This window comes from Rubrimonas cliftonensis, assembly GCF_900107585.1.
Taxonomy (GTDB): domain Bacteria; phylum Pseudomonadota; class Alphaproteobacteria; order Rhodobacterales; family Rhodobacteraceae; genus Rubrimonas; species Rubrimonas cliftonensis.
Genome location: NZ_FNQM01000024.1, coordinates 1 through 25,208 on the forward strand (window position 1 = coordinate 1; position 25,208 = coordinate 25,208).

The window sequence follows — 25,208 nt, forward strand, 5'->3', positions numbered from 1 at the left end:
TCCGGAAAATGTCGGCGCTTCCTGCTCGCCATCGGACACTCCTCTCCTGGCTCGAAAGCCATAGCATGGGTGTCCACCAATCCGGGGCAGGATCAAATCCACCATGATCCAGATGGTCGGGCGCGGGCTGCGCACCGTCGACCCCGAGGAGCACCCCGACATCGTCAAAATCGACTGCGTCGTGCTGGACTTCGGCACCTCGAGCCTGATCCACGGCACGCTGGAACAGGATGTCGATCTCGACGGCAAGACCGAAACCGGCGAGGCGCCGACCAAGACCTGTCCGGCTTGCGAGGCGGAGATCCCGCTGGCCGCCACCGAATGCCCGCTCTGCGGCGAGGCGTTCCCGCGCGAGGATCTGGATGCCGGGGCCGCCGCGCCGCTGTCGGGCTTCATGATGACCGAGATCGACCTGCTGAAGCGGTCCAGCTTCGCCTGGGTCGACCTCTACGGCACGGATGATGCGCTGATGGCCACGGGCTTCGCGGCCTGGGGCGGCATCTTCTGGCTGGACGGTGTCTGGCACGCCATCGGCGGAGCGAAGGGCGAACGCCCCCACCTGTTGGGCGTCGGCGAGCGCACCGTCTGCCTCGCGCAGGCCGACGATTGGCTGAACACGCACGAGACCGACGAGAGCGCCTTCAAGACGAGCTCCTGGCTGCGCCAGCCGCCGACCGAAAAGCAGCTGCAGTATCTGCCGCCCGAGTGCCGCCATGACTTCGGCCTGACGCGCTACCGCGCCTCGGCGCTGATGACCTTCGGCTTCAACAAGCGCGCCATCCGCCAGCTGATCGACACGGCGGCCTCTCCCGAACGGAGGGCGGCATGACCCATGACCGCCTTCACATCCATCAAGGCCGAGGACCGGCGGCGGCTCTGGCATCCGCGTGGAACACTCTGTGCTGTCTGCCGACAACCCACCCGTGGTTTTGGCTGGTTCGATCCGCACCGCCCGGCGGCTTCGCCACCACGATCATCGAAATGTGCGCGTTCGCGCACGGGGCGACCCCGGCCCTCGGTCTGGTTCTGCTCAATGCCCTGCCAGTCCTTCTGGACGCGCTTGGCGCGGGAGCGTTTCGCCATGGTTGACCTGACCGAGGAAGAGCGCGCCGCGATCACCGCCACCATGAAGCGCGTGGCGCTGCTGATGGACGACATCGGCTGGGCCACCCCGCTTGCGGATCTGACCGAGGCGCAGGTGCGCGCGCTGATCGAGGAAGCCGTCGAGGGCTTCCGCGAGGCCATGTCCGACATCGCCCGGGCGCCGACGCCGGAGGTGCCGTTTTGACCCTCGATTACAATCATCGGCCCAGTTTCGCGGAGCAGGTCAACGCCGCCGTCGATCGGGCGCTCACCGCCGATCAGGCCACGCGGCCGCCCCGCGACTATCTCGGCGGCTCGCGCCTCGGCCATGCAGAAGCTGAAGGGAGAGTTGATCGAGCGGGCCCGCGCGCTGGCGCTGGTGTTCCGGCTGGCGCGGGAGGAACGGGACGCATGAGTGAACTGGCCCGCGCGCGCGGCGGCGCTGATGGCGGCCGAGATCTCGGCCTCGTGCAGCGACGCGACGGGCCAGCCGATCACAGTGGAGCCAGCCGCGATGCAGAAGGTGCTGGAGAAACATGTACGCGCCCACCTCGACGAACTCGCCGAGGTCCGGCCCGACTTCCGGTGACGATGATGGCCTGACGGACTTCGACGGCGCGGGCGAGATCCTGCGGACCTGGGGCAGCGGGCTCCGGCCCGACCCGGACCTGACCGTGACGGAATGGGCGGACCGGCACTGCATGCTCTCGGGCCGCGCCTCGGCCGAACCGGGGCGGTATCGCACGGTGCGCACGCCCTACATGCGCGAGATCATGGACCAGCTGTCGCCCGGCGATCCCACGCAGCGGATCGTGTTCATGAAGGCCGCACAGGTCGGGGCGACCGAGGCCGGGAACAACTGGATCGGGTTCGCCATCCATCAGGCGCCGGGCCCGATGCTCACCGTCCAGCCGACCGTGGAACTGGCCAAGCGCAACTCGCGCCAGCGGATCGACCTGCTGGTCGACGAGAGCCCCGAGCTGCGGGACCGCGTCAAACCGGCTAGGTCCCGCGACGCGGGCAACACCATGCTGTCCAAGGAGTTCGCGGGCGGCATCCTGATCATGACCGGCGCGAACTCGGCGGTCGGGCTGCGCTCGACCCCGGCGCGCTACATCTTCCTCGACGAGGTCGACGCCTACGGGCGGTCGCCGGGGGCCGGCAGCTCGACCAACGCCCACCGGCGCTCGCCCCCGCTTGCGTCAGGCCGCTCGGCGCATCGCAGCACGAGGCGAACAGCCGTTCAGGAGGCGAGCGTGACCCGATCGGCATGCGGCTGCGCGTCGTCGTCGAGGTTGCGTCGTGCCGCGAGGCCATCCATCGCTCAGCGCGTGGGACGGGAGAGACCCGACCTTGACCCGACCTTGGCGCAGCGGCGCTTGGCCATCCGCCCGCCCCCCGCTCAGGAGAACAGGCTGACCCATGATCGAGGGCGTTCCCGGAGGCAGTGTCGTCCGCGATGGGCGAACGATCAAATTGTTCAGGCTTTTTCGCTAAATGGAAAGGTTCGTCGCGGGGCGGTCCCGATCAAGGCCACCCGTCGCGACGTCGGCGCGCCGGACGATGCCATGTCGGACGCCGGAGGGCCGAGCCCTTGCCTGGACGCGATGCATCATCGGAGGCGGCTGCGGAATGAAACGGATAGCCATGTGGACGGCGCTGCTGAGCGCGTCTTGCGCCCTTTCGGCGGCGGCCAGCGCGCGTCTTGAACCGATCGGCGACGTCGCGCTCGTCGGCGAGGTGGCTGCGGCGTCCGACATCAGCGCCGCCGCGCGACTCGGGCGCTTCCTCGCGCTCGGCGCCGACGAGGGCGTCGGAGCGGAGCGGGACGTCACCGTGATCCAGCTGTTCGAGCGGACGGGCGCTGATCGCTGGCGGCTCCACCGGACCGTCCCGGTCTTCCAGGGCGACAAGCGCGACGGGCGCGAACTCGATCTCGAGGCCTTCGCGGTCGATGGCGACACGCTCTACGCCATCGGCTCCCATGGCAGGAAGCGCAAGCTCACCGATCCCGACAGCCGGCGCGGGACGAACCTGAAGCGGCTGCGTTTCGACGGGATCGAGCGCGAGCGCAGCCGAGAGCATGTGCTCGTGCTGCGCCTTGGCGAAAATGGCGCGCTGGAGGAGCGCGACAGGTTCTCGCTGCGCGGCGAGATCGCCAACGACCCGGTGCTCTCGGGCTTTCGCGCAACGCCGAGCAAGGAGAACGGCGTCGACATCGAGGGGCTGGCGTTTCGCGACGGGCGGCTCTGGGTCGGGTTCCGCGGACCGGTGCTGCGCGAGAACTTCGTGCCGGTGATGGTGTTCGATCCCGAGGACCATGACGACTATGAGCTGCGCTTCGTGCAGCTGGGCGGTCGCGGGATACGCTCGCTCGAAGCGGTGTCGGACGGATTTCTGATGATCGCAGGGCCTGTCGGCGACGGCGAGGACGGCTTCCAGCTCCTGCGCTGGGACGGGGTCGACATGCTGCCCGGCGCCGGCGCCGAGCTGGGGCGCGTCGAACTGCTTGGCGCCATCGCGTCCGCTCCCGGCGCCAGGCCCGAGGGGCTCGCGGTGCTGGCCGAGGACGCCGCCGGCTACGATCTGATGGTCGTATTCGACGGCGCCGACGCAAACCAAGTCGCGCAACGGTACCGCGCCTCGCGATAGCCGGGCCCGTGGATCGGCGCGGGGTTCAGGCGCCGATCGACGCCATGGATCTCTGATGCTGCTGACATGGCGTGAATCGCACTCCGGCGCCTGTTCAAACCACCCATGCAAGGCGCCGCGCCTGACCATCGCCTCATTGGCCCGCCCGAACTGGCCTGCCGCGCAACGTGATCCGACACTCCCGCTCGCGGCCCGGCTCGGCGCGCCTGCGCTCGACAGCCTGCGAGATATTGCCGCTGGCAGGCGTCGGCCGCGCCAGGCGCGCGAACGCGGCGTGATCCTCAACGGTCGCGACCCTCGACGCGGACGACGCCGACGCGGTCACGACCGTCCGCGCAGAAGTGTTGAAGAAGAAGAAGATTTCACGCCGACGGGGAGCGCGGTGACGGCGCCGCCGCCGCCATGGATCATGGCCGAACATGATCCGCTGGGGCCGCTCGGCATTCTCGAACGCAACCTGACGGCGCCGCCCGCGCCGACCTGAGCGAAAAGAGATGACAAAATTGTCATCAGTCCGTCGCCGGGGGGAGTGAGGGTCGAACCGGTCCGCTCACCCATGAGGCTCCCATGACCCTTTTTGCTCGCGCCACCGCCGCGCTGCTGCTCTCAGCCGCGGCCGCCGCCGCACAGACCGAACTGACCGTCTACACCGCCTTCGAAGCCGTCGATCTCGACCGCTACAAGAAGGCCTTCGAGACCGCTCACCCGGACATCACGATCAACTGGGTGCGCGACAGCACCGGCGTCGTGACCGCCAAGCTTCTGGCCGAGAAGGACAACCCGCAGGCGGACGTGATCTGGGGCCTCGCCGCGACCTCGCTGCTGCTGATGAAGTCGGAGGGCATGCTCGCGCCGTTCCGCCCCGAGGGGATCGAGCGGCTCGATCCGAACTTCGTCGACCAGGACGAGACGCCGTCCTGGGTCGGCCTCGACGCCTGGATCGCCGCGCTCTGCGTCAACACCCGCGAACTGGAGCGGAACAACCTCGCCGCGCCGACGTCGTGGGAAGACCTCACCAAGCCCGAATACGCCGGCCATGTCGCGATGCCGAACCCGGCCTCGTCGGGCACCGGCTTCCTCGACGTCTCGGCCTGGCTCCAGATGTTCGGCGAGGAAGGCGGCTGGAACTTCATGGATAGGCTCCACCAGAACATCAAGTTCTACACCCATTCCGGCTCCAAGCCCTGCAAGGACGCCGCCCGCGGCGAGGTCACCATCGGCGTATCCTTCGCCTTCACCGGCGCCAAGGCGATCTCCGACGGCGCGCCGCTTGCGGTCGTGTTCCCCTCCGAAGGCTCGGGCTGGGACATGGAATCGGCCGCGATCGTGGCCGAAACCGACTTCCGGGCCGAGGCCGAGACGCTGCTGAACTGGGCGGTCTCCGAGGCCGCGATGAAGGAGTACAACGTCGGCTACGCCGTCGTCGCCATTCCGTCGGTCGCGCAGCCGGTCGAGAACTACCCCGCGGGCGGGCTCGACGCGATGATCGACAACGACTTCCTCTGGGCCGCCGAAAACCGCGAGCGCATCCTCAAGGAATGGGCCAGCCGCTACGACGGCAAGTCCGAGGCGAAGTAGGCGCCGGCGCCCCGGCCCGATAGCACCGTCCGCCATGCGGCGCGGCGCCCCACGCGGGCCCGCGCCGACCCACGCGCCACCGGCCCGAAATTCGAGGACGCCCCATGCCCGAGCCTTATCTGCGCATCCGCAACGTCTCGAAGCGCTTCGGCGATTTCACCGCGCTCCGCGACGTGAACCTCGACATCGGCAAGGGCGAGTTCGTCTGCTTTCTGGGGCCCTCGGGCTGCGGAAAGACGACGCTGCTGCGCGCCATCGCAGGCCTCGACATCCAGTCCGAGGGCATGATCGAACAGGCCGGGCGGGACATCTCGGCCCTGCCCCCCTCCGAGCGCGACTTCGGCATCGTCTTCCAGTCCTACGCGCTCTTCCCGAACCTGACGGTCGCCGACAACGTGGGCTACGGCCTCGTCGGCAAGGGGATGCCGCGCGCCGACATCCGCAAGAAGGTCGCCGGCCTTCTGGCGCAGGTGAACCTGCCCGATCAGGGCGCCAAGTACCCCGCCAAGCTCTCGGGCGGCCAGCAGCAGCGCGTCGCGCTCGCCCGCGCCCTCGCCACCGAGCCGGGGCTTCTCCTGCTCGACGAGCCGCTCTCGGCGCTCGACGCGAAGGTGCGCATCCAGCTCCGCGGCCAGCTGAAGGATCTGCAGCGCGACCTCGGCATCACCACGATCATGGTCACCCACGACCAGGAAGAGGCGCTCGGCCTCGCCGACCGCATCGTGGTGATGAGCCAGGGTCGGGTCGAGCAGGTCGGCTCGCCGGTCGAGATCTACACGAGCCCCGCGAGCGTCTTCGTCGCCGATTTCATCGGCGCGATGAACTTCGTCCCCGCGCGGGTGGCCGGGCCCGGCATGATCGAGATCGGCAGCGCCCGCTTCGCCGCCGAGACCGCGCACATCAACGGCGACGGCCGCGCTCTCGCCGCGATCCGGCCCGAGGACATCAAGGTGCAGGGCGTCGCGCCCGGAGACGCGAACGCGCTCGAGGTCACCATCGACGCCGAGGAGTTCTGCGGCTCGTACATGCGCGCGACGGTGATCGACGCCGCCCTTGGCGAGGCGCGGCTCAAGGCCGACCTGTCGATGAACCTCGTGCGCGGCATGGCGCTGACCAAGGGCAGCCGCCTGCCGGTCGCATTGCCGCCCGAGCGCCTGCGCGTCTACCCGCCGCTGTCCTGAGGAGCGCGCCCATGGCCACCGCCGCCGATCCAGCCGCCCCTGGCGCCGTCGCCTCCGCCACCGAGGACAACCGTCCGATCAGGCCCAGAGCCTCGCGCGACGAGATCGCCCAGCGCGGCGTGATCGGCGTGCTGGTGCTCTACCTCGTGCTCGCACTGGTGCTTCCGATCGGCATGGTCTTCTCCAAGGCGCTGCAGCAGTACGCCTTCACGCCCGATCAGATCACCATCGCCTTCGGGCGGGGCGGCGCCTTCGAGGCGCCGCGCAGCCTGCAATCCTGGATCGACGAGACGGGCTATGTCGTCAACGACGGCCTGCGCGCCTCCGAACGCACCCGCGTCCAGATCGTCCGCATCATCCCCAGACCCGCCCGCGCGGGCGTCGAGGCCTACCGCGTCACCGACGCCTCCAGCGCCGGCGGCCAGCTCCTGCTCGGGCAGGAGTTCAGCGCGCCGGGCCAGACCATCGAAGTCCCCGCGGCCGATCTCGGCCGCATCCAGGTCCGGCCGCAGATGAGCTACGGGCTCGGCAATTTCGGCTACTACTTCAGCCAGAAGTCGCTGTCGGACTCGATCCGCAACTCCTTCGTGATCGCCGCCATCGTGGTCGCGATCAACGTCCCCCTCGCCTTCGGCTTCGCCTACGCGCTCACCCGCACGCGCATCCGCCACAAGGAATGGTTCCGGCTGATCTCGACGGTGCCCATCCTCGTGCCCTCGCTGCTGCCGGCGATCGGCCTCGTCTATCTCTTCGGCAATCAGGGGATCCTGACGCCGCTGCTGTTCGGCGCCTCCATCTACGGCCCCATCGGCATCGTGATGGCCTCCGTCTTCTTCACCTTTCCCCATGCCGTCATCATCATGACGATCGCGCTCGGCGGCGCCGACCAGCGACTCTACGAGGCCGCCGAGGTGCTCGGCGCCTCCAAGCGGCGCACCTTCTGGACCGTGACGCTGCCCGGCGCGCGTTATGGCCTGATCTCGGCGGCGTTCGTCGTCTTCACCCTCGTAATCACCGATTTCGGCGTGCCGAAGGTGATCGGCGGGGACTACAACATGCTGGCGCTCGACATCTACAAGCAGGTGATCGGGCAGCAGAACTTCCAGATCGGCGCGGTCGTCTCGATCGTGCTCCTTATCCCCGCGGTCATCGCCTTCACCGTCGACCGCGTGATCTCCCGCGCGCAGACGGCGCAGTTCTCCTCCAAGGCGGTGCCCTACCAGCCGGACGAGGACGTGCGACGCGACCGCTGGATGCTGGGCCACTGCATCGCCGTTTCGGTGTTCATCCTTGGCATCCTGTTCATGTGCCAGTTCGCGGCGCTGGCGAAGTTCTGGCCCTACAACCTGACGCTGGGCTTCCAGCACTACCAGTTCAACAAGATGGACGGGGGCGGCTGGGCGGCCTACTGGAACTCGATCCGGCTCGCCTTCTTCGCCGCGACGATCGGCGCCGTGCTCGTCTTCATCGGCGCCTACCTGGTGGAGAAGGGCCGCGGCTTCGTCGCCGGGCGCATCGGGCTCCAGTTCCTTGCGATGATGCCGATGGCGATCCCCGGCATGGTGCTGGGTCTGGCCTACATCTTCTTCTTCAACGACCCGTCGAACCCGTTCAACTTCCTCTACGGGACGATGGCGATCCTCGTGATCAACACCATAGTGCACCTCTACACCGTCTCGCACATCACCGCGACGACGGCGCTGAAGCAGCTCGACGGCGAGTTCGAGGCGGTGTCGATGTCGCTGAAGCAGCCGTTCCTGCGGACGATGACGCGGGTCAGCGCGCCCTGCTGCCTGCCCGCCATCGGCGAGATGTGGATGTACTACTTCGTCAACGCGATGACGACGGTCTCGGCGGTGGTGTTCCTCTACTCGCCCAGCACCAACCTCGCCTCCGTCGCGGTGCTGAACATGGACGACGCAGGCGACATCGCGCCGGCGGCGGCGATGGCGATGATGATATTCTACACCAACGCCGCCGTGCGCATCCTCTACGGCCTTTTCAGCCGCAACGTGCTCGGCTCGCTGCAGGCATGGCGCGCGCGATGACGGCCCCGGGGCGCGGTCCTTACGACCTCGCGGTGGTGGGGGCCGGCGTCGTCGGCCTCGCCACCGCGTACGCCGGGGTGCGCCGCGGCCTGCGCGTGCTGGTGGTGGACCGCAGCGCCGAGGCGGTGGGCGCCTCGGTGCGCAATTTCGGTTTCGTCACCATCACCGGCCAGCGGCGGGGCGCGCATTGGGCCCGCGCAAAGCGCAGCCGGGACATCTGGGCCGGGATCGCGCCCCAGGCCGGGATCGAGGTGCTGCACGAGGGGCTGCTCGTGCTCGGCCGCCGCCCGGAGGCCGCCGCCGTGCTCGACGCCTTCGCGGCGACGGAGATGGGCGAGGGCTGCCGCTTCGTGACCTGCGCCGAAGCGCGCGGCATGGCGCCGCCGCTGGCCTGCGAAGACGCCGCGGCGATCCTCCACAGCCCGCACGAACTGCGCGTGGAGAGCCGGGACGCCATCCCGCGCCTCGCCCGCTGGCTGGAGGACGCGAAGGGGGTGAGCTTCCTGCGCCGCGCCGCGGCGCATGCGGTGACGCCGCCGCGGATCGAGACGTCGGCCGGAACATTCGACGCCGGCGCCGTCGTCGTCTGCCCCGGCGACGAGTTCGCCGCGCTCTTCCCCGAGCGCATCGCCGCCGCCGGGCTCAGGATCTGCACCCTGCAGATGCTGCGCCTCGCCGCGCCCGGCGCGCCCGCTTTCGGCGCCGCCGTGATGTCGGACCTGTCGCTGGTGCGCTACGAGGGCTATTCGGCGCTGCCCGAGGCCGCCGCGCTCGCAGAGGTTCTGCGCCGCGAGCAAGGCCCGGAGCTCGACGCCGGCATCCACCTCATCGCCGTGCAGTCGGCCGACCGCTCCTTCGTCGTCGGCGACAGCCATGTGTATGGCGACGCGCCGGCGCCCTTCGCCCGCGAAGCGCTCGACGACCTGATCCTCGCCGAGTTCGACCGCGTGCTGCCGCTGCCGGGCCGCCGCGTCGTCGAACGCTGGACGGGCGCCTACGCCTCGGGCCGCGACGTGATCTTCCATGACCGGCCCGCCGCCGATGTCCGCCTGCTGATCGTCACCGGCGGCACCGGCGCCTCCACCGCCTTCGCGCTCGGCGAGGACGTCCTGGCCGACCTGTTCGACGCGCAGCCCCTGAAGACGGAGACCTGACCATGCCCCACCTGAAGGCGGCCGTGTTCGACTGGGCCGGCACCGTGATCGACTACGGCTCGCGCGCGCCCATGGGCGCCTTCGTCGAAGTCTTCGCGCGCTTCGGCGTCACCCTCACGGTGGCGCAGGCCCGCGAGCCGATGGGCATGGCCAAGCTCGACCACATCAAGGCGCTCGGCGCCCAGCCCGAGATCGCCGCGCAGTGGCGGGCGGCGCACGGCGCGGCCTTCGACGAAGCTGCGGCCCGGAAGATCTACGAGGTCTTCGTCCCGCTGAACGCGGAGGTCGTCGTCGATCATTGCGACCTGATCCCGGGCACCCTTGAGACGGTCGCGGCCCTGAAGGCGCGGGGCATGAGGCTCGGCTCGACCACCGGCTACACGCGCCAGATCATGGCCCGCGTCACCCCGCTCGCGGCGGCGCAGGGCTATGCGCCCGAGAACATGGTCTGCGCCGAGGATCTCTGGGCCGGCCGCCCGACGCCGGTGATGATGTGGAAGACCTTTCTCGATCTGCGGATCGAGGACGCTTCGACCGTGGTGAAAGTGGACGACACGCCCGTGGGCGTCATGGAAGGCGTGCGCGCCGGCGCCTGGACGGTGGGCGTGAGCCTCAGCGGCAACGAGATGGGCCTCTCGCCCCAGGAGGTCGCCGCCCTGCCAGCAGCCAAGCGCGACGCCCGCAACGCGGCGGCGCGCGACAAGCTCCTCGCGGCGGGTGCGCACTGGGTGATCGACTCGGTCGCCGATCTGCCAGACCTCCTCAATGAGATCGAAGCGCGCGCCGCGCGTTGAGACGGGGAAGCCTGCCGCTCGGTCGTGGTTGCTCCGCCACCCGCCTCCCGTCAGGCCGAAGCCGGCGCCCGGCGGTGAACCGAGCCGAACCGATTCCTCGGAGCGCCCGATGGCGGCGTTCTCGGGTATCGGAGCAGGTCCGGCATGAACCCGAAGGCTCGCCGCGCCTGCGCGCGCCACGGCTCATGGATCGAGCGCGTTCAACGCCTGCAACAGGTCAAGGAGCTGGTCGTGGCGCTCCTTGCCCAGTCGGGCCTGGATATCCTGCGCGAGGCGGCGCGACGTTGCGCGATTGGCGACGATCACCGCCCTGCCTGCCGGCAGCAGCGAGACCCGCTGGCGGCGACGATCGCCGGCGTCGGTCAGGCGGGCCGCCAGCCCCTTCTCGACCAGCCCCTGGATGATGCGAGACAGGCTGGGCGCCTGCAGACACGCCTCGGCGCAGATGGCCGACGGCGCCAGCGGGCCGCGCTCGTCGAGCACGCGCAGCACGCGCCACTGCTGTTCGGTGACGCCCGCGCCGGCGAGCATCTCGCGGATCGGGGCCATCACCTTCTCGCGCGCACGCAGCAGAGCGATCGGCAGCGAGCGCCCCGTCGGCGGGTACGCCTCCCCGGCCGGGCCGGGTTCGGCGGCGACGGGGCGCGTATCGGCGCTCATCGCAGGAGCAGCAGCGAGAGGGACGGAACCGCCAGAAGGATCGCTAGCCGGACGATGTCGGCGAACCAGAACGGCAGCACGCCGCGGAAGATGGTCCGGAGCTCGATGTCGGGCAGCGTGGCGCGCAGCACGAAGACGTTCATGCCGACTGGCGGCGTGATCAGGCTGATCTCGGTCACGACCACGACGATCACGGCGAACCAGATCACCGCCGCCTCCGGGTCGGCCAGCGGCCCGGCCCCGAAATCGAGCTGGGCGACGATCGGATAGAACACCGGCACCGTCAGCAGGATCATCGACAGGCTTTCGAACACGCAGCCCATCACGAGATAGATCGCGACCATCATCGCGATCACCGCCCAGGGCGACAGTTCGAATTCGTACACCAGATCAACCAGCGCGTCGGGCAGGCCGGCGAAGTTGACGAAGGCCGAGAAGATCTCGGCCCCGATGATGATGGCGAAGATCATCGCCGAGGCGAGCAGGGTCTCTCGGCAGGCCTCGGCGAAGCGCGCCCGCGTCAGGCCGCGCATCGCCAGCGCCAGCAGCAGCGCGAAGCCCGCGCCCATCCCCGCCGCCTCGATGGGCGTGAAGAAGCCGCCATAGATGCCGCCCATGATGAAGACGAAGAGCGCCAGCGTGCCGGCGACGCCGAGGCGGTCGCGCCGGCTCATCGGCGCCGGCTCCGAGACCGGCGGCGCGAGCGAAGGATCGACCCGCACCGCGACCACCACGGCGACGAGATAGAGCGCAAGGCCCAAGAGCCCCGGCAGGAGCCCCGCGATGAACAGTTTGCCGATGTCGCTTTCGGTCAGGAGGCCGTAGATGATCATGATCACCGAAGGCGGGATCAGGATGCCGAGCGTGCCTCCGGCGGCGATCGAGCCGGCCGCGAGGCTGTCGGCGTAGCCGAAGCGCCGCATCGGCGGCATCGCCACGCGCGACATGGTGGCGGCGGTCGCGAGCGACGAGCCCGAGACCGCCGAGAAGCCGCCGCAGCTGAGCACGGTGGCCAGCGCCAGGCCGCCGCGCATCCGGCCGAACAGGCGGTCGGCGCCGGCGAACAGGCCGTGCGCGATGCCCGACTTGGCGAGGATCGCGCCCATCAGGATGAAGAGCGGCACCACCGACAGCGAGTAGCTGCGCCCGGTCTCGAACACCGCGGCGCCGACCATCGCCCCCGCCGCCTCCCACCCGCGCATCGACGCGAAGCCGACGGCGCCGACCAGCGCCATCGCGAAGGCGATGGGCACGCGGGCGAAGATCAGCGCCAGCAGCACGCCGAGCGCGATCAGGGACAGGGTCATCGCCGCCACTCCCGCAGAACGCCGAAGCCTGCGGCCAGCACGCAGGCGAGCGCGCCGAAGGCGGCGAAGGGCGCGAACGGGATCACCAGCGCGTTCGAGCGCGCCCCCGTCCCGATCAGGTCATGCGCCACGATCACCAGCCGCCACGCGAAGTAGAGCAGCACGGCGGCGGAGATGGCCGCCGCCGCGCGCGCAAGCGCCTCGGCCGCGCCGCGGGGCAGCGCGCCGGCCAGCAGGTCCACCTCGACATGGCCACCGTCCCGGCTGGCCAGCGGCAGGGCGGCGAAGACCATGGCGCAGAGCAGCAGCTCCGTGAGCTCGAAGGCGCCGACGAGCGGCGCCTCCAGCAGGTAGCGCCCGACGACGTCGATGATCGTGACGGCCATCAGCGCCAGCAGCAGCGTCGCCGCCGCGACCTCCAGCGCCCGAGCGAGCTTTCCGGCCATCAGTTCGAGACGCCCGTCATGCCGCGCAACCGGGCCAGCGCCGCCGCGCCGTCGCGCCCCTCGCCCAGCCCGGCGGCCCAGGCCTGCTCAAGCGCAGCGCCCTTCTCGCGGATCGCGGCCACCACGGCGTCGGAGGCGGGATGCACATCGATGCCGGCCGCCTCGATCTCCGAAACCGCCGCGGCGTCGGCCCCGTTCCACGCCTCGCCGACCCGGCGCGCGAAGGCGAGGCCCGAGATGGCCTCGATCGCCGCCTGGTCCTGCTGCGAGATCTCGGCCCAGCGCGCCTCGTTGGCGACGAGGAACCATGTGGTGTTGTAGACGCCGCCCGGCGCCTTCAGGGAAAACTTCACATAGTCGGTGAGGTTGAACGCGGTCAGCGCCTCATAGGTGAAGGCGACGCCGTCGATCACGCCGCGCGACAGTTTCTCGTAGACCTCGGGCGAGGACATGAAGAGCGCGTCCGCCCCCAGAGCCGCGGTCAGTTCGGCGATGTAGCCGCCGGGCACGCGGATCTTCAGGCCGGCGAAGTCCGCCGGCGTCTCGATGCGGCGGACGTTGTTGTGGATCAGGCCGGGGCCGTGGACGAACAGGCCCAGCAGCCTGGTTCCGGCGTGCTCGGCCTGGGCCCCGAGATCCTCGGTGTAGACGGTCCAGAAGGCCTCGGACGCCGACACCGCGTCGTCGCCGATGAACGAGAACTGGCCGATCTGCGAGCCCTTGAAGCGGTCGTCCTGGCTGAAGCTGTGCAGGCCGTAGGTGATGTCGGCGACGCCGTCGCGCGCCATGTCGAAATGCGCCGGCGGGCTGCCGGCCGCCTTGCCGAGCACGCGCACGCTGACGCGGCCCTCGGTGACGGCCTCGACCTCCTCGGCCCAGGGCCTGATGGCGTTGACGACGATGGGGTGGCGCGGCGGCAGCCAGCTCGACAGCACCAGCTCTACATCGGCGGCGAGGCCGGGAAGCGGCAGGGTCAGCGAGAGCGCAAGCGCTGCGGCGAGGGTCTTGGCGGTCATCGGGGGTCTCCTCCGGGTTTCTGGTTGTTCGGTCAAGCGGCCTCGGCGCGCACGGCGTCGGGGTGGGCGGCGAGGAAGGCGGGATGCTCGGCGACGGCCGCCGCCGCGGCGGTCAACCGCGGCAGGTCGCGCGTCTCTGCCCCCCAGCGGGCGGCGTTGTAGAGCTGGGGGACGATGCAGAGGTCGGCCTGCGTCAGCGCGTCGCCGACGGCGTGCCGGCCGGCGGGGAACTGCGCCAGCAGCGCCTCGACGGCGAACAGCCCCTCACGGATCGTCCCCGCCGCCCAGTCGCCGCGCGCGGCGTCGCCCGCGAGCGCGCCGATGCGGTTCAGCACCCGCAGGTTGGCGACGGGGTGGAGGTCGGCGCAGATCGCGAGGCACACGGCGCGCATCCGCGCCCGAGCCGCCGCGTCGGACGGCAAAAGACGCAGGCGGCCGGTGTCCTCGAGATAGTCGAGGATGGCGAGCGACTGGGTGAGGCGAAGCCCGTCGATCTCGAGCGCCGGGACCAGACCCTGCGGGTTCACGGCGAGGTGGGCCGCCGCCGTCTGCGCGCCGGCGGTCAGGTCGACGGCGACCGTGCGGAACGGCAGCCCGGCGAGATGCAGGGCGATGCGCACCCGCCAGCTCGCCGTGCTGCGCCAGTAGTCGTGCAGGACGATCTCAGCCGGCATGGGCGCGACCGATGCGCAGCAGCGTCGCCAGACGGTCCGCGTCGCCGATCTCGGCCGCCATCAGCAGCACGAGGCGCGCATTCAGGGCGTGGCTTCCGGCCTCGCTGAGCCCGTCATGGGCGCGCATCAGCGCCTCGTAGAAGCCGTCCGGGTCGGTCAGGCGATCGGGCGCGGTCTCGGCGTCGGCCATCAGGCGACCTCCCTCATCGGCGCGGCCCCGAGCGCCCGGCGCCGCGCGGCGGACACCGCCGCGGCCGTCGGTGCGTCGAAAACCGCCGCCACATGCCCATCGGGGCGGAACAGGTAGGCGAGCCCTGAGCCATAGCGCGCCCGCGCGAGGCCCGAGGCGTCTCCGTGGCACGGGTAGGCGTCCGACGCCTGCGCCACGCCGAGACGCCGCACGCCGGGCGCGTCCGGCAGGGCGACGGCGCCGAAGCCGACGAGCGTGAAGGCGCCCTGAACCAGCGGCAGCAGCCAGGCGCCGCCGTCGAGCGGCGCGTCCACCGCGGGCCGCCCCGGCGCGACCGGCGCCGTCCCAGGCGTCTGCAGCGCGAAGCCCTCCAGCGAGCAGGGCGTGGACAGCCGACCCGAGTTGATCAGCCGCCGCGCGAAGGGCTGGTCATGGGCCAGCCGCAGCGCCTCGGCGCGGAACAGCGCCTCGGCGGGGCTTTTCGGCGTCATGAAGTTGGTGGCGCGCGACGAGTTCAGGATGTTCTCGGCCGAGCCGTGCGACCGCTCGTCGTGGTAGGTCTCGACCAGCGCCTCGGCCGCGTCGCCCGCCAGCACGGCGGCGAGCTTCCAGCCGAGATTGTCGGCGTCCTGCACGCCGCCGTTGCCGCCGCGCGCGCCGAAGGGCGACACGACATGGGCGCTGTCGCCGCAGAAGATCACCCGGCCATGGACGAAGCGCTCCAGCTTCACGCAGCGGAAGCGGTAGACGCTCATCCAGTCCAGCCGAAACGGCCGGTCGCCGACCATGGCGCGGATGCGCGGCGTCACCTTCTCCTCGGTCGCCTCGGCGCGGCCGTCGCACCCGGCGTCGAGCTGCAGGTCGATGCGGTAGATGTCGTCGGGCTGCCGGTGCAGCAGCGCCGACTTGCCGGCGTGGAAGGGCGGGTCGAACCAGAACCAGCGCTCGGGCGCGTCGCGGTCGCCGAAGGGGCTGTCGGCCATCTCGACGTCGGCGATCAGGAACTGCTCCTCGAAGGTCTGGCCCTGCCAGACCAGCCCCATGCGCCGCCGCGTGGGCGAGTTGGCGCCGTCGCAGGCGACCATCCAGCGCGCCGCGAGCGCATAGTCGCCCTCGGGCGTCGACACGCTGAGGCGGACATGGTCGCCGAAGTCCTCATGCGCGGTCACGGCGTTGCGGAACCGCAGGTCGATCAGCTCGGGGAAGTCCCGCGCGCGCTCGATCAGGTACTGCTCGACGTAATACTGCTGCAGGTTGATGAAGGCGGGATGCTTGTGGCCGGCCTCGGGGAGCAGGTCGAAGGAATAGACCTCCTCCGCGCCATGGAACAGCCGGCCGACCTTCCATGTCACGCCCTTGGCGAGCATCCGGTCGCCCACGCCGAGACGGTCGAAGATCTCCAGCGTGCGCTTGGCCCAGCAGATCGCGCGGCTGCCGATGGACACTGTGTCGTTGTCGTCGAGCACGACGCTGGCGACGCCGCGCGTGGCGAGGTCGATGGCCAGCGTCAGCCCGACGGGACCGGCGCCGACGATGGCGACCGGCGCCTCGGCGCCGCGGCCGTCGAGTTCGGGCGGCCGCGTGAAGCCGAAGGGCGCGTAGGCGTAGGCGGGCATGGCGAAACCTCCCTCAACCCTGCAGCTCGGCCCAGACCGCCGCATCGCGCTCGGCGGTCCAGATGCGGGGCGTGTCGATCCCCAGCGCCTCGTCCCAGGCGCGCGCCACGTTGAACGGCAGGCAGTGCTCGTAGATCGCGTAGTCGCCGAACTTCGGGTCGCAGGCCGCGCGGCAGGCCGCCATCGCCTCGCGCAGGCTGCCGCCGCCCTGCGCCACCCGCGCCACCGAGCGGAAGGTCGAGCCGACGAAGTCGGCGGTGGCGTCGAGCGCCGCGTTCACCTGCGCCCGCCCCGCCAGCGCGTCGCCGCGGCCGGGGGCGATGGCGTCCACGTCATGGGCGCGGATGGCGGCAAGCGTCGCGGGCCAGTCGGCGAAATGCGCGTCGCCGCAGTAGCAGGCGGAATGGAACTCGACGATGTCGCCGGTGAACATCACGTTCGCGTCCGGCACGAACGCCACGATGTCGCCCGCCGTATGGGCGCGCCCGAGATGCTTCAGGTCCACGCGGCGCCGGCCCATGAACACGGTCATCGCCCGGTCGAAGGTCAGCGTCGGCCATGTCAGGCCGGGGATGTCCTCATGGCCCTGAAAGAGCCGCGGAAAACGGCGGAACTCGCTCTCCCAGTCCTCGGCGCCGCGCTCGACCACCATGGCGCGGGCCTTGGCGCCCATGACGACGTCCTTCGCGCCGTAGGCCGAGGCGCCCAGCACGCGCACGGCGTGGTAGTGGGTCAGCACGACATGGGTGATCGGCTTGTCGGTGACGCCGCGGATCTTCTCGACCACCTTGGCGGCGAGCCTCGGCGTCGCCTGCGCGTCCACCACCATCACGCCGTCGTCGCCGATGATGACGCCGGTGTTGGGGTCGCCCTCGGCGGTGAAGGCCCAGAGGTCGCGCCCGACCTCGGTGAAGCTGATCGCCTTGTCGCTCAGGTCGCCCTGCGACGCGAAAGCCTTGGTCATCGGTCAGTTCTCCGTTGGGAATTGGGGCGCAGGCAGGATCGCGCCGTCGCAGGGGCCGAAGCCGATGCGGAAGCCGGCGCCCTGCGCATGGCCGCGCAGGCTCAGCGTGTCGCCGTCCTCGATGAAGCTGCGGGTCTCGCCGGTCGCGAGCGTCAGCGGCTCCTTGCCGCCCCAGGTCAGCTCCAGCAGAGAGCCGTAGGCGGTGCTGTCGGGGCCGGAGATCGTGCCCGAGCCGAGCAGGTCGCCGACCCGCATGGCGCAGCCGCTGCTTGCGTGGTGCGCCAGCTGCTGGGCGGAGGCGTAGTAGAGTTCGCGCGCGTTGGTGCGGCTGATCACGGTCGCGCGGTCGGAGCCTGCGGGGCGCATCTCGACCGACAGCGCGATGTCGTAGCCGAGCGGCCCTGGCTCGCGCAGGTAGGGCAGCAGCGGCGTCTCGCGCGCAGGCGTCGGCGTGCGAAACGGGTCGAGCGCGGCGCGCGTGACGATCCACGGGCTGATCGTCGTGGCGAAGGCCTTGGCCTGGAACGGCCCCAGCGGCTGGTACTCCCAGGCCTGGATGTCGCGCGCCGACCAGTCGTTGAGCAGGACGTAGCCGAAGATCATCGCGTCGGCCTGCGCCACCGTCACCGGCTCGCCCATGCGCGAGGGCTGGCCGACCACCGCGCCCAGCTCCAGCTCGATGTCGAGGCGGCGGCTGGGACCGAAGGAAGGGGCGTCGGCGTCGGGCGCCCTGGTCTGGCCCAGCGGGCGGCGGACCGGGGTTCCGGAGACGACGACCGTCGAGGCGCGGCCGTTGTAGCCGATGGGGATGTGCAGCCAGTTCGGCGGCAAGGCGTTCTCGGCCCCGCGGAACATCGTGCCGACGTTCACGGCGTGCTGCCGACCGGCGTAGAAATCGGTGTACTCCGCCACGTCGAAAGGCAGGTGGAGCGTCGCCGCGGCCAGCGGCGTCAGGTGCGGCGCGACCGTCTCGCGCTCGGCGGCGCCCTCCGCCAGCAGCGCGGTCAGGCGCGCGCGCAGGGCGCGCCAGACCGGCTGGCCGGCGGCCATCAGGTCGTTCCACGCCGGGCGCGCCAAAAGCGGCCCGGGCCCGATTGCGAGCAGTCCAGCGCCCTCCAGCGCCGCCACATCCAGCACGTTGTCGCCGATCGCCACGCCGCAGCGCGGCGCGCCGCCCGGCGGCGAGAACACGCCGCAGGGCAGGTTGTTGAGCGGGAAGTCGCCGTCGGGATCGTTCGCGCCGGCGACCCAGCTGCGCAGCAGGCCGCCGGTCACGACCAGTCGCCTTCCGGCGCGCCAGTGAACCGCTTGCGCAGCGAGGACCAGCATTCGACATAGTCGTCCTGAAGCGGCGCAGTCCTGGCGGCGAACTCGGTCAGCCGCTGGGGAAAGCGCGTCTCGAACATGAATGACATGGTCTCGTCGAGCTTCTCCGGCTGCAGTTCGGCGAGGCTCGCCTTCATGAAGGCGTCGTTGTCCGGCCCATGCGGCAGCATGCAGTTGTGCAGGCTGATGCCGCCGGGGACGAAGCCCTTCGGCTTGGCGTCGTACTCGCCGTAGATGTTGCCCATCAGCTCCGACATGACGTTCTTGTGGTACCAGGGCGGGCGGAAGGTGTTCTCCATCGACATCCACCGCTCGCGGAACAGCACGAAATCGATGTTGGCCGTCCCCTCCACGCCCGAAGGCGCCGTCAGCACGGTGAAGATCGACGGGTCGGGGTGGTCGAACAGGATCGCGCCGATCGGGCAGTAGTCGCGCATGTCGTATTTGCAGGGCGCGTAGTTGCCGTGCCACGCGACCACGTCGAGCGGGCTGTGGCCGATCTCGGTGGCGTGGAACTCGCCCGCCCATTTCACGATCACCCGGCTGGGGGCGTCGCGGTCTTCGAAGGCGGCGACGGGCGTCTTGAAGTCGCGGCGGTTGGCCATGCAGTTGGCGCCGATCGGGCCGCGGCCCGGCAGCTCGAACTTCTGGCCGTAGTTCTCGCAGACGAAGCCGCGGGCCGGGCCGTCGATCACCTCGACGCGATAGACGAGGCCGCGCGGCAGAATCGCGATCTCCTTCGGCTCGACGTCGATGACCCCCAGTTCGGTGCAGAAGCGCAGGCGCCCCTCCTGCGGCACCACCAGCAGTTCGCCGTCGGCCGAGAAGAAATACTCGTCCTGCATCGAAGCGGTGACGAGATAGACATGCGCCGCCATGCCCGACTGGGCGCCCGCGTCGCCGGCGGTCGTCATGGTGCGCATGCCCGTGACCCAGGTCAGCGCCTCATCCGAGTGCGGAACCGGATCCCAGCGATACTGGCCGAGCGAGGTCACGTCGGGGATGACGTTCGGGGCCGACTTCCAGTGGGCCATGTCGATGCGCACGAAGCGCCCGACATGCTTCACCGACGGACGGATGCGGTAGCACCAGGTGCGCTCGTTGCGGTGCTGCGGCGCGGTGAACGCCGTGCCGGAAAGCTGCTCGCCATAGAGCCCGTAGGCGCAGCGCTGCGGGCTGTTGCGGCCCTGCGGCAGCGCGCCCGGCAGCGCCTCGGTCTCGAAGTCGTTGCCGAAGCCCGGCATGTAGCCCGCCCGCGTGCCGACGGGCGTTGCGGCGCGGATCAGGCCGGAGGTCGTGGTCTCGTCGTACATGGCTGTCCCTCCCGAATCTGTTTGCTTTGTTAAAGGTTGCGTTTGTAACCAACAACGCCTTATCGTGCGCCATGGCCAAACCCGTCGAGACCGACTTCGACCTGTCGGCGTTCCTGCCCTATATGCTGAACCTCGCGGCGGAGGCCGCGAGCGCCGGTTTCCAGGCCGCCTATCGCGACCGCTACGGGATGCTGCGCACCGAATGGCGGGTGATGTTCCACCTCGCGCGCTTCGGCGAGATGACCGCCACCGACATCGGCCGCCGCGCGCGCATCCACAAGACCAAGATCTCACGCGCCGTGCGGGCGCTGGAGGAGAAGCGCTTCCTGATCCGCAGCCCGTCCGCAAAGGATCGGCGGGTCGAGACCCTCAGCCTCAGCCGCGCGGGCGTCGAGGCGTTCCACGCCGTCGCCGCCATCGCCAGCGCCTATGACGCGGCGCTCTGGGCGCAGTTCGCGCCCGAGGACGAGGCGGCGCTGCGCCGGTGCCTCGCGGCGCTTGCGACGCCTGGGGACGAGCCGCCGCCGCCAGGGGTCGGCGATTGAGATCATGGCGGGAACGCGCCGCCGCGCCCGGCGGGGCGGTTCGGAGGGCGGGGCCTGCGGTGCCGGCGGCGCGACCGCAGGCGCGTGGCGGCGGCGCGACGCCGGGGTCAGGCGGCGGCGAGGTAGTTCTTGACGAAGCGATCGCAGGCGACCTCCCAAAGGACGATCGCGCCTTTCTCGACGAACCAGGCGTCGCCCACGCCGTAGACGCGCCGCTCCCCGGTGCGCTCGTCGGTCAGGGCGACGGAGCCTTCGACGACAACCGCGTGCTCGTTGAAGGGGTAGGTCATCCGGAACCTGCTGCGCGTCACGGCGAACCAGCCGCAGGACAGCGGCGCGTCAGGGGCGCCATGGGCCATCGCGCCGAAGATCGTCGCCTCGCCGTCGAGGATCTCGGCGCCGAGATCGGCGACGGTGCCCCAGGGGGCGAGGTCGGGGATCGTCCGGGAATTGATCGCAAGCATCGCGGGTCTCCGTTTTTTCGGGAAGGGAGGCGTCAGCGGCGGCCGTTGAAGTAGCCGGACAGCTGGTGCCAGGTCTTGGCGGCGGTCATCACGGCCGGACGCAGCGCGTCATGGCCGGGAATGGCGGCGTGGGGGATCGCGCTCATCAGGTCGTAGCGGGCCGAGCCTTCGCTCATGCCTTCGGCCAGAACCTTGCAGACGATGTGGCTGGGCGTGACCCCGAAGCCCGAATAGCCCTGCACATAGAAGGCGTTCGGCCGCCCCGGCAGCGTGCCGATCTGGGGAAAGAGGTTGGCCGAGCACGCCATCGGTCCGCCCCAGGCGAGATCGATCCGAACATCCTTGAGGTAGGGAAACACCTTCAGCATCAGCGCGCGGTTCCAGCCCGCGAGGTCCTCGGGGACATATTCGAGCAGCTGCGTCGCCGAGCCGAACAGCAGGCGGTTCTCGTTGGTGACGCGGAAGTAGTCGATCACCGGGCGGATGTCGCTGTAGGCGCCGCGGATCGGGCTGATCCGCAGGACCATCTCCTCGGGCAGGGGTTCGGTGGCGATCTGGAACGAGTAGGTGGTGATCGTCTTGCCCTGGATGGCGGGTTCGAGCCGGTTGAGAAAGCTGTCGCAGGCCCAGAGCAGCTTTGCCGCGCGCACCGAGCCCGCGCCGGTGCGCACCGTGATCCGCTCGCCGTACTCGACCGCGATCACCGGGCTGTTCTCGAACAGGCGCACGCCATGGCCGGCCAGCGCCTGCGCCTCGCCCAGCAGCAGGTTCAGCGAGTTCACATGCCCGCCGCCCATGTGCTTCAGCACGCCGGCGTAGACGTCCGAGCCGATCACCGACGCCACGTCGGCCCCCGACAGCAGCGCGATGTCCTCGTCGGGATCGACCGCCCTGAACTCGGCCTCCCAGGCCCTGAGCGTCTTCATCTGGCGGGCGTTGTAGGCGAGGTAGCCGTAGCCCTGCCGGAAATCCGCGTCGATCCCGTAGCGGGCGATGCGCTCGCGGATGATGCCGGCGCCGAGGTTCGAGATGCGGAACAGCGTCTCCAGCCCCTCCGGCCCGACATGCTTCTTCACGGCGTTGATGTCGTGGCCGATGCCGGCCATCACCTGCCCGCCGTTGCGGCCGGTGCCCCCGAAGCCGAGATGGCGGCCCTCGAGCACCACGACGTTCGTGATCCCCTTCTCGGCCAGCTCCAGCGCGGTGTTGACGCCCGAGAAGCCGCCGCCGATCACCACCACGTCCGCGTCGACGTCGTCGGTCAGGCGCGGAAAGGCCAGGTCGTACTTGCGGGTGACGGTGTAGTAGTTCAGCGCGTCGAGCCGGTTCATGACGGCGGGGGCGAGAGCGTTCATGGCGTCAGACCTCGGTGATGGCCGAGCCCAGCGCGGCATAGAGCGCGGGCCGGCGATTGCGAAGAAACAGCGCGAAGGCGGCGCCCGCGGCGGCGGTGGCGACCACGAGCCACGGCAGCGCCCAGGTGACCGGGCTGTCGGCCCCCGCGAGCAGCGGCAGGTTGGCGATGACGAGCACCAGCGCGAGGGCGAGGCCGACCAGCGCCGCGACCGGCGCCAGCATCCTCGTTCCCAGCCCGAGCCCGAGCGGATTGGCGCGGAAATAGGCGAGGATCGCCAGGCTCACCGCGATCTGCACCGCGAGGATGCCGATGACCGCGACGGCCGAGGACAGCGCGAAGACCGTGGCGTAGGGGTCGGCCCCCGCCAGCACGAAGCCGCCCAGCAGCGCGGCGGAGACCAGCGCCTGCGCCCGGCCCGCGACATGGGGCGAGCCATGCACGGCGTGCACCGCGCCCAGCGCGCGGGGCAGCACGCCGTCGCGGCCGAGGGCGTGGAAGTAGCGGTTCAGCGTGTTGTGGAACGACAGCGCCGACGCGAACAGGCTGACGATCAGCAGCGCCTCCATCGTCGCCACCGACCAGGGGCCGAGCACGTCGGCGGCGGCGGTGAAGAAGAAGGTCTCGATGCCGGCGGCGGCGGTCTCCTGCACCTGCGACGACCCGTAATACTGCGTGATCGCCCAGGTCGAGAAGGCGTAGAACCCGGCGATCAGCCCGACCGCGGCGTAGGTCGCGCGGGGGATGGTCCGCTCGGGGCGCGCCACTTCGCTCGCGAAGATCGCGGTCGACTCGAACCCCATGAACGAGCCGAGCACGAACACCAGCGCGACGCCGAGGCCCGGCGCGAACACCGTCGCCGGCGCGAAGGAGGTGGCGTCGATCCCCTCGGGCCCGCCCCCGCGCAGCAGGATGCCGACGCTGAGCAGGAACAGGATCGCAACCTCCGCCAGCATGCAGACCGCCAGGAGCCGTCCCGAGAAGGCGATGTTGCGCGCGCCGCAGAGCCAGACCGCCGCCATCGCCGCCAGCACCGCCGCCCACCATGGCAGATCGATCCCGAACGAAGCCGCGGCAGCCGAGACGAAGACGCCGAACAGCGCATAGACCGCAAGCTGGATCGCCTTGTAGGTCAGGATGGCCACCGCGGCGGCGCCGACGCCCGCCGGGCGCCCGAGCCCACGCGAGACATAGCCATAGAACCCGCCCGCCGGGCCCGCATGGCGCGCCATCGCGGTGAAGCCGACGGAGAACAGCAGGTAGAGCAGCCCGACCAGCAGGAAGGCGCCGGGCGCCCCCGCGCCGTTGCCGAAAGCGAAGGCCGCAGGCGACGCGCCCACGACCGACGCGAGCGGGGCCGCCGCCGCGACGACGAAAAAGACGATGTGCGTCGTTCCGATCGATCCGCGCGCAAGGCGCGATCCTTCCGGCGAGACGCCGGTCAAAGAGGCATTGCTCACTGGAATGATCCTGTTCCGGGCGCCAACGGCGCGTTTCGTCGGCATAGGGTGGTTAAGCCAGACCTTAGGCGCATCGCGGGCTTGCGCGAATTGCGGGTTGCGCCAATGATTCGATAGTTTGCGCCAGGGAGGGCCGCGATGTCGGACGACTCGCATTCTTCGGGCGCGCATGCTTCGGGGGCGCATGCGGCGCGCATCCGCGCCTCGTCGCTCGCGCCGATCGTGGAGCAACTCGACCGCAGCGGCGCGGCGACGACCGCCATGATGACGCGGCGGCTTTTGACGCGCGACCAGTTGGCCGACCCCTATGGCGAGGTTCCGCTGACCGCGTACGTCGCGCTGCTTGAGGACGCGGCCGCTCAGGCGGCCGACCCGCTGCTCGGCGCACGCATCGGCGCGCAGTTCCGCCCAGGAAATCTCGGGCCCGTGGGGCTGCTTTTCGGGGCGTCGGCGACGCTGCGCCGGGGCCTCGAACGGCTCACGCGCTGGCTGGCCGTCTGGCAGGACGCCACCGTGGTGCGGATCGAGGACGACGGTTCGGCCGTGACGTGGAGCTATCGGCTGGACGATCCCGCGATCTGGCCGCGCCGGCAGGACGCGGAGTACACCCTGGCCGCGACGATCGCGCTGGCGCGCGAGGCGTTCGGCGCATCGTGCCGACCGGTGGCGGCGCACCTCGAGCACGGCGCGGCGGACGACGCCGCACCCCTGTCGCGGCTCCTCGGCGTGCGGCCGCTGTTTGCGCAGACGGCCAACCGCCTGGTGTTCGCGCGCGCCGATTGTGACCGGCCCCACCGCCGGGAAGACCGGGACCTGATGACGATCCTCGAGCGCCATGTGGCGGACCTGTTCCAGCCTGCGCCGGGCGAGGCGGGGCTGGTGGCCCGGGTGCGCACGCTGGTTCTTGCGCAACTCGGCCGCCGGAAGATAACCCTGCCGACCATCTCGGCCACGCTGAACGTCTCGGCGCGGACGCTGCAGCGCCGGCTGGCCGAGGAGGGCACGTCGTTGCGCGCCCTGGTGCTGGAGTGTCGCATGGAGCTTGGCCGGGTGCATCTGCGCGATGGCCGCATCTCGAACGCCGAGATCGCCCGCACGCTCGGCTACGCCGACAGCACCGCGTTCTGGCGGGCCTTCAAGACGGCGGCCGGGACCAGCCCCTCGGAGTTCCGCCCTCCCCGTTAACGGGATGCCTGCGCACGCACGCTCGCACGCTCGAACGGCGGCCCGACCGCGCCGCGAAAGAACACGACGCGCAAGCCGAATGCGGGTCGCGCTGCAGGCCCCGACAACCGGCGACCGCGGAGCCCTCCTCTATCCGCGCGAGGATCACGCAGACGCTCACCGCCAGCACGAGACGGAGCGCCGCGCCGCCGCTCGCCA

Annotated in this window: 26 protein-coding genes and 1 pseudogene; 14 read left to right on the plus strand and 13 right to left on the minus strand. The window is 70.5% G+C overall.

All coding sequences use genetic code 11. The features are described 5' to 3' along the window. The first annotated feature begins 103 nt into the window (after positions 1 to 103). The 12 genes and pseudogenes from BLW43_RS19630 to phnX all read left to right on the plus strand — a co-directional run bounded on the left by BLW43_RS19630 (position 104) and on the right by phnX (position 10,490). Positions 104 to 829 (plus strand): zinc ribbon domain-containing protein, encoded by a 726-nt coding sequence (locus BLW43_RS19630; protein WP_245731141.1) that lies wholly within the window; start codon positions 104 to 106, stop codon positions 827 to 829. Continuing rightward, positions 826 to 1,089 carry a hypothetical protein gene (locus tag BLW43_RS23140; protein ID WP_139284155.1) on the plus strand — a complete coding sequence of 88 codons (264 nt, stop codon included), beginning with the start codon at positions 826 to 828 and terminating at the stop codon, positions 1,087 to 1,089. The genes BLW43_RS19630 and BLW43_RS23140 overlap by 4 nt, the downstream gene beginning before the upstream one ends. Beyond that, positions 1,082 to 1,288 (plus strand): DUF6511 domain-containing protein, encoded by a 207-nt coding sequence (locus BLW43_RS19635; protein ID WP_093256066.1) that lies wholly within the window; start codon positions 1,082 to 1,084, stop codon positions 1,286 to 1,288. Before BLW43_RS23140 ends, BLW43_RS19635 begins: the two co-directional genes overlap by 8 nt. 210 nt (positions 1,289 to 1,498) lie before the next feature. Beyond that, a complete protein-coding gene (locus BLW43_RS19640; protein WP_245731142.1) occupies positions 1,499 to 1,672 on the plus strand; it encodes a hypothetical protein in 174 nt (57 codons plus the stop codon). After that, positions 1,620 to 2,348 (plus strand): annotated as a pseudogene (locus BLW43_RS24785) (phage terminase large subunit family protein); the annotation flags it as partial. The gene BLW43_RS19640 and the pseudogene BLW43_RS24785, both read left to right, overlap by 53 nt. A gap of 367 nt (positions 2,349 to 2,715) precedes the next feature. After that, positions 2,716 to 3,735 carry a DUF3616 domain-containing protein gene (locus BLW43_RS19650; protein WP_175479015.1) on the plus strand — a complete coding sequence of 340 codons (1,020 nt, stop codon included), beginning with the start codon at positions 2,716 to 2,718 and terminating at the stop codon, positions 3,733 to 3,735. Between the two features lie 55 nt (positions 3,736 to 3,790). Continuing rightward, positions 3,791 to 4,219, plus strand: coding sequence for a hypothetical protein (locus tag BLW43_RS23145; protein ID WP_139284156.1), 429 nt, complete (start codon positions 3,791 to 3,793; stop codon positions 4,217 to 4,219). Positions 4,220 to 4,302: 83 nt separating this feature from the next. After that, a complete protein-coding gene (locus BLW43_RS19655) occupies positions 4,303 to 5,313 on the plus strand; it encodes a putative 2-aminoethylphosphonate ABC transporter substrate-binding protein (RefSeq protein WP_093256069.1) in 1,011 nt (336 codons plus the stop codon). Positions 5,314 to 5,417: 104 nt separating this feature from the next. Further along, positions 5,418 to 6,494 carry a putative 2-aminoethylphosphonate ABC transporter ATP-binding protein gene (locus tag BLW43_RS19660; RefSeq protein WP_093256071.1) on the plus strand — a complete coding sequence of 359 codons (1,077 nt, stop codon included), beginning with the start codon at positions 5,418 to 5,420 and terminating at the stop codon, positions 6,492 to 6,494. 11 nt (positions 6,495 to 6,505) lie between these two features. Then, entirely contained in the window at positions 6,506 to 8,542 is a 2,037-nt protein-coding gene (locus tag BLW43_RS19665; protein ID WP_093256073.1) for a putative 2-aminoethylphosphonate ABC transporter permease subunit, read from the plus strand. Continuing rightward, positions 8,539 to 9,696, plus strand: a complete 1,158-nt coding sequence (locus BLW43_RS19670; protein WP_093256101.1) for a TIGR03364 family FAD-dependent oxidoreductase — start codon at positions 8,539 to 8,541, stop codon at positions 9,694 to 9,696. Before BLW43_RS19665 ends, BLW43_RS19670 begins: the two co-directional genes overlap by 4 nt. Positions 9,697 to 9,698: 2 nt before the next feature. Continuing rightward, entirely contained in the window at positions 9,699 to 10,490 is a 792-nt protein-coding gene (phnX, locus tag BLW43_RS19675) for a phosphonoacetaldehyde hydrolase (protein WP_093256074.1), read from the plus strand. 183 nt (positions 10,491 to 10,673) lie between these two features. On the opposite strand, the gene BLW43_RS19680 is transcribed toward phnX, so the two are convergent. From BLW43_RS19680 to hmgA, 10 genes are read right to left on the minus strand one after another with little or no spacing between them, the layout of a single operon-like run. Next, positions 10,674 to 11,150, minus strand: a complete 477-nt coding sequence (locus tag BLW43_RS19680; RefSeq protein WP_093256076.1) for a MarR family transcriptional regulator — start codon at positions 11,148 to 11,150, stop codon at positions 10,674 to 10,676. After that, positions 11,147 to 12,457 (minus strand): TRAP transporter large permease, encoded by a 1,311-nt coding sequence (locus tag BLW43_RS19685; protein ID WP_093256078.1) that lies wholly within the window; start codon positions 12,455 to 12,457, stop codon positions 11,147 to 11,149. The genes BLW43_RS19680 and BLW43_RS19685 overlap by 4 nt, the downstream gene beginning before the upstream one ends. After that, complete coding sequence (locus BLW43_RS19690) at positions 12,454 to 12,903, minus strand: TRAP transporter small permease (RefSeq protein ID WP_093256079.1); 450 nt, start codon at positions 12,901 to 12,903, stop codon at positions 12,454 to 12,456. The genes BLW43_RS19685 and BLW43_RS19690 overlap by 4 nt, the downstream gene beginning before the upstream one ends. Then, positions 12,903 to 13,919, minus strand: coding sequence for a TRAP transporter substrate-binding protein (locus tag BLW43_RS19695; protein WP_093256081.1), 1,017 nt, complete (start codon positions 13,917 to 13,919; stop codon positions 12,903 to 12,905). Before BLW43_RS19695 ends, BLW43_RS19690 begins: the two co-directional genes overlap by 1 nt. 32 nt (positions 13,920 to 13,951) lie before the next feature. After that, positions 13,952 to 14,593 carry a maleylacetoacetate isomerase gene (gene maiA, locus BLW43_RS19700; protein ID WP_093256083.1) on the minus strand — a complete coding sequence of 214 codons (642 nt, stop codon included), beginning with the start codon at positions 14,591 to 14,593 and terminating at the stop codon, positions 13,952 to 13,954. After that, entirely contained in the window at positions 14,583 to 14,783 is a 201-nt protein-coding gene (locus BLW43_RS19705; RefSeq protein WP_093256084.1) for a DUF2783 domain-containing protein, read from the minus strand. Before BLW43_RS19705 ends, maiA begins: the two co-directional genes overlap by 11 nt. Continuing rightward, positions 14,783 to 16,399 (minus strand): FAD-dependent monooxygenase, encoded by a 1,617-nt coding sequence (locus BLW43_RS19710; RefSeq protein WP_093256086.1) that lies wholly within the window; start codon positions 16,397 to 16,399, stop codon positions 14,783 to 14,785. Before BLW43_RS19710 ends, BLW43_RS19705 begins: the two co-directional genes overlap by 1 nt. A 13-nt stretch (positions 16,400 to 16,412) precedes the next feature. Beyond that, the gene (locus BLW43_RS19715; protein ID WP_093256087.1) at positions 16,413 to 17,363 is read right to left on the minus strand and encodes an MBL fold metallo-hydrolase; all 951 of its coding nucleotides are present in this window, start codon (positions 17,361 to 17,363) and stop codon (positions 16,413 to 16,415) included. A 3-nt stretch (positions 17,364 to 17,366) separates the two neighbouring features. Next, complete coding sequence (fahA, locus tag BLW43_RS19720) at positions 17,367 to 18,638, minus strand: fumarylacetoacetase (RefSeq protein ID WP_245731143.1); 1,272 nt, start codon at positions 18,636 to 18,638, stop codon at positions 17,367 to 17,369. Then, entirely contained in the window at positions 18,635 to 20,002 is a 1,368-nt protein-coding gene (hmgA, locus tag BLW43_RS19725; RefSeq protein ID WP_093256090.1) for a homogentisate 1,2-dioxygenase, read from the minus strand. The genes fahA and hmgA overlap by 4 nt, the downstream gene beginning before the upstream one ends. A 71-nt stretch (positions 20,003 to 20,073) precedes the next feature. Between hmgA and BLW43_RS19730 the strand changes: the two genes are divergently transcribed. Beyond that, positions 20,074 to 20,547 (plus strand): MarR family winged helix-turn-helix transcriptional regulator, encoded by a 474-nt coding sequence (locus BLW43_RS19730; protein WP_093256092.1) that lies wholly within the window; start codon positions 20,074 to 20,076, stop codon positions 20,545 to 20,547. Positions 20,548 to 20,654: 107 nt separating this feature from the next. Here the strand turns inward: BLW43_RS19730 and BLW43_RS19735 are convergent, their stop codons facing one another. Genes BLW43_RS19735 through BLW43_RS19745 form a run of 3 tightly spaced genes read right to left on the minus strand, consistent with a single transcriptional unit; the run spans position 20,655 to position 23,825 of the window. Beyond that, positions 20,655 to 21,011 (minus strand): cupin domain-containing protein, encoded by a 357-nt coding sequence (locus BLW43_RS19735; RefSeq protein ID WP_093256093.1) that lies wholly within the window; start codon positions 21,009 to 21,011, stop codon positions 20,655 to 20,657. A gap of 32 nt (positions 21,012 to 21,043) precedes the next feature. After that, positions 21,044 to 22,366, minus strand: a complete 1,323-nt coding sequence (locus BLW43_RS19740; protein ID WP_217632250.1) for an NAD(P)/FAD-dependent oxidoreductase — start codon at positions 22,364 to 22,366, stop codon at positions 21,044 to 21,046. Between the two features lie 4 nt (positions 22,367 to 22,370). After that, positions 22,371 to 23,825 carry an APC family permease gene (locus BLW43_RS19745; protein ID WP_245731144.1) on the minus strand — a complete coding sequence of 485 codons (1,455 nt, stop codon included), beginning with the start codon at positions 23,823 to 23,825 and terminating at the stop codon, positions 22,371 to 22,373. A gap of 138 nt (positions 23,826 to 23,963) precedes the next feature. On the opposite strand from BLW43_RS19745, the gene qhpR reads away from it, so the two are divergent. Continuing rightward, positions 23,964 to 25,010 carry an AraC-like transcriptional regulator QhpR gene (qhpR, locus tag BLW43_RS19750; RefSeq protein ID WP_093256096.1) on the plus strand — a complete coding sequence of 349 codons (1,047 nt, stop codon included), beginning with the start codon at positions 23,964 to 23,966 and terminating at the stop codon, positions 25,008 to 25,010. Positions 25,011 to 25,208 lie beyond the last annotated feature (198 nt).

Excerpts from the sequence above, each read along its gene's own strand:
- BLW43_RS19695 (WP_093256081.1), bottom strand. The coding sequence starts at position 13,919 with ATGACCGCCAAGACCCTCGCCGCAGCGCTTGCGCTCTCGCTGACCCTG.
- BLW43_RS19670 (WP_093256101.1), top strand. The coding sequence starts at position 8,539 with ATGACGGCCCCGGGGCGCGGTCCTTACGACCTCGCGGTGGTGGGGGCC.
- maiA (WP_093256083.1), bottom strand. The coding sequence starts at position 14,593 with ATGCCGGCTGAGATCGTCCTGCACGACTACTGGCGCAGCACGGCGAGC.
- BLW43_RS19710 (WP_093256086.1), bottom strand. The coding sequence starts at position 16,399 with ATGCCCGCCTACGCCTACGCGCCCTTCGGCTTCACGCGGCCGCCCGAA.
- phnX (WP_093256074.1), top strand. The coding sequence starts at position 9,699 with ATGCCCCACCTGAAGGCGGCCGTGTTCGACTGGGCCGGCACCGTGATC.
- BLW43_RS19665 (WP_093256073.1), top strand. The coding sequence starts at position 6,506 with ATGGCCACCGCCGCCGATCCAGCCGCCCCTGGCGCCGTCGCCTCCGCC.
- BLW43_RS19690 (WP_093256079.1), bottom strand. The coding sequence starts at position 12,903 with ATGGCCGGAAAGCTCGCTCGGGCGCTGGAGGTCGCGGCGGCGACGCTG.
- BLW43_RS19740 (WP_217632250.1), bottom strand. The coding sequence starts at position 22,366 with ATGAACGCTCTCGCCCCCGCCGTCATGAACCGGCTCGACGCGCTGAAC.
- qhpR (WP_093256096.1), top strand. The coding sequence starts at position 23,964 with ATGTCGGACGACTCGCATTCTTCGGGCGCGCATGCTTCGGGGGCGCAT.
- BLW43_RS19630 (WP_245731141.1), top strand. The coding sequence starts at position 104 with ATGATCCAGATGGTCGGGCGCGGGCTGCGCACCGTCGACCCCGAGGAG.
- BLW43_RS19715 (WP_093256087.1), bottom strand. The coding sequence starts at position 17,363 with ATGACCAAGGCTTTCGCGTCGCAGGGCGACCTGAGCGACAAGGCGATC.
- hmgA (WP_093256090.1), bottom strand. The coding sequence starts at position 20,002 with ATGTACGACGAGACCACGACCTCCGGCCTGATCCGCGCCGCAACGCCC.
- BLW43_RS19680 (WP_093256076.1), bottom strand. The coding sequence starts at position 11,150 with ATGAGCGCCGATACGCGCCCCGTCGCCGCCGAACCCGGCCCGGCCGGG.
- BLW43_RS19655 (WP_093256069.1), top strand. The coding sequence starts at position 4,303 with ATGACCCTTTTTGCTCGCGCCACCGCCGCGCTGCTGCTCTCAGCCGCG.
- BLW43_RS19635 (WP_093256066.1), top strand. The coding sequence starts at position 1,082 with ATGGTTGACCTGACCGAGGAAGAGCGCGCCGCGATCACCGCCACCATG.
- BLW43_RS19650 (WP_175479015.1), top strand. The coding sequence starts at position 2,716 with ATGAAACGGATAGCCATGTGGACGGCGCTGCTGAGCGCGTCTTGCGCC.
- BLW43_RS19685 (WP_093256078.1), bottom strand. The coding sequence starts at position 12,457 with ATGACCCTGTCCCTGATCGCGCTCGGCGTGCTGCTGGCGCTGATCTTC.
- BLW43_RS19730 (WP_093256092.1), top strand. The coding sequence starts at position 20,074 with ATGGCCAAACCCGTCGAGACCGACTTCGACCTGTCGGCGTTCCTGCCC.
- BLW43_RS19705 (WP_093256084.1), bottom strand. The coding sequence starts at position 14,783 with ATGGCCGACGCCGAGACCGCGCCCGATCGCCTGACCGACCCGGACGGC.
- BLW43_RS19735 (WP_093256093.1), bottom strand. The coding sequence starts at position 21,011 with ATGCTTGCGATCAATTCCCGGACGATCCCCGACCTCGCCCCCTGGGGC.
- BLW43_RS19660 (WP_093256071.1), top strand. The coding sequence starts at position 5,418 with ATGCCCGAGCCTTATCTGCGCATCCGCAACGTCTCGAAGCGCTTCGGC.
- BLW43_RS23145 (WP_139284156.1), top strand. The coding sequence starts at position 3,791 with ATGCTGCTGACATGGCGTGAATCGCACTCCGGCGCCTGTTCAAACCAC.
- BLW43_RS23140 (WP_139284155.1), top strand. The coding sequence starts at position 826 with ATGACCCATGACCGCCTTCACATCCATCAAGGCCGAGGACCGGCGGCG.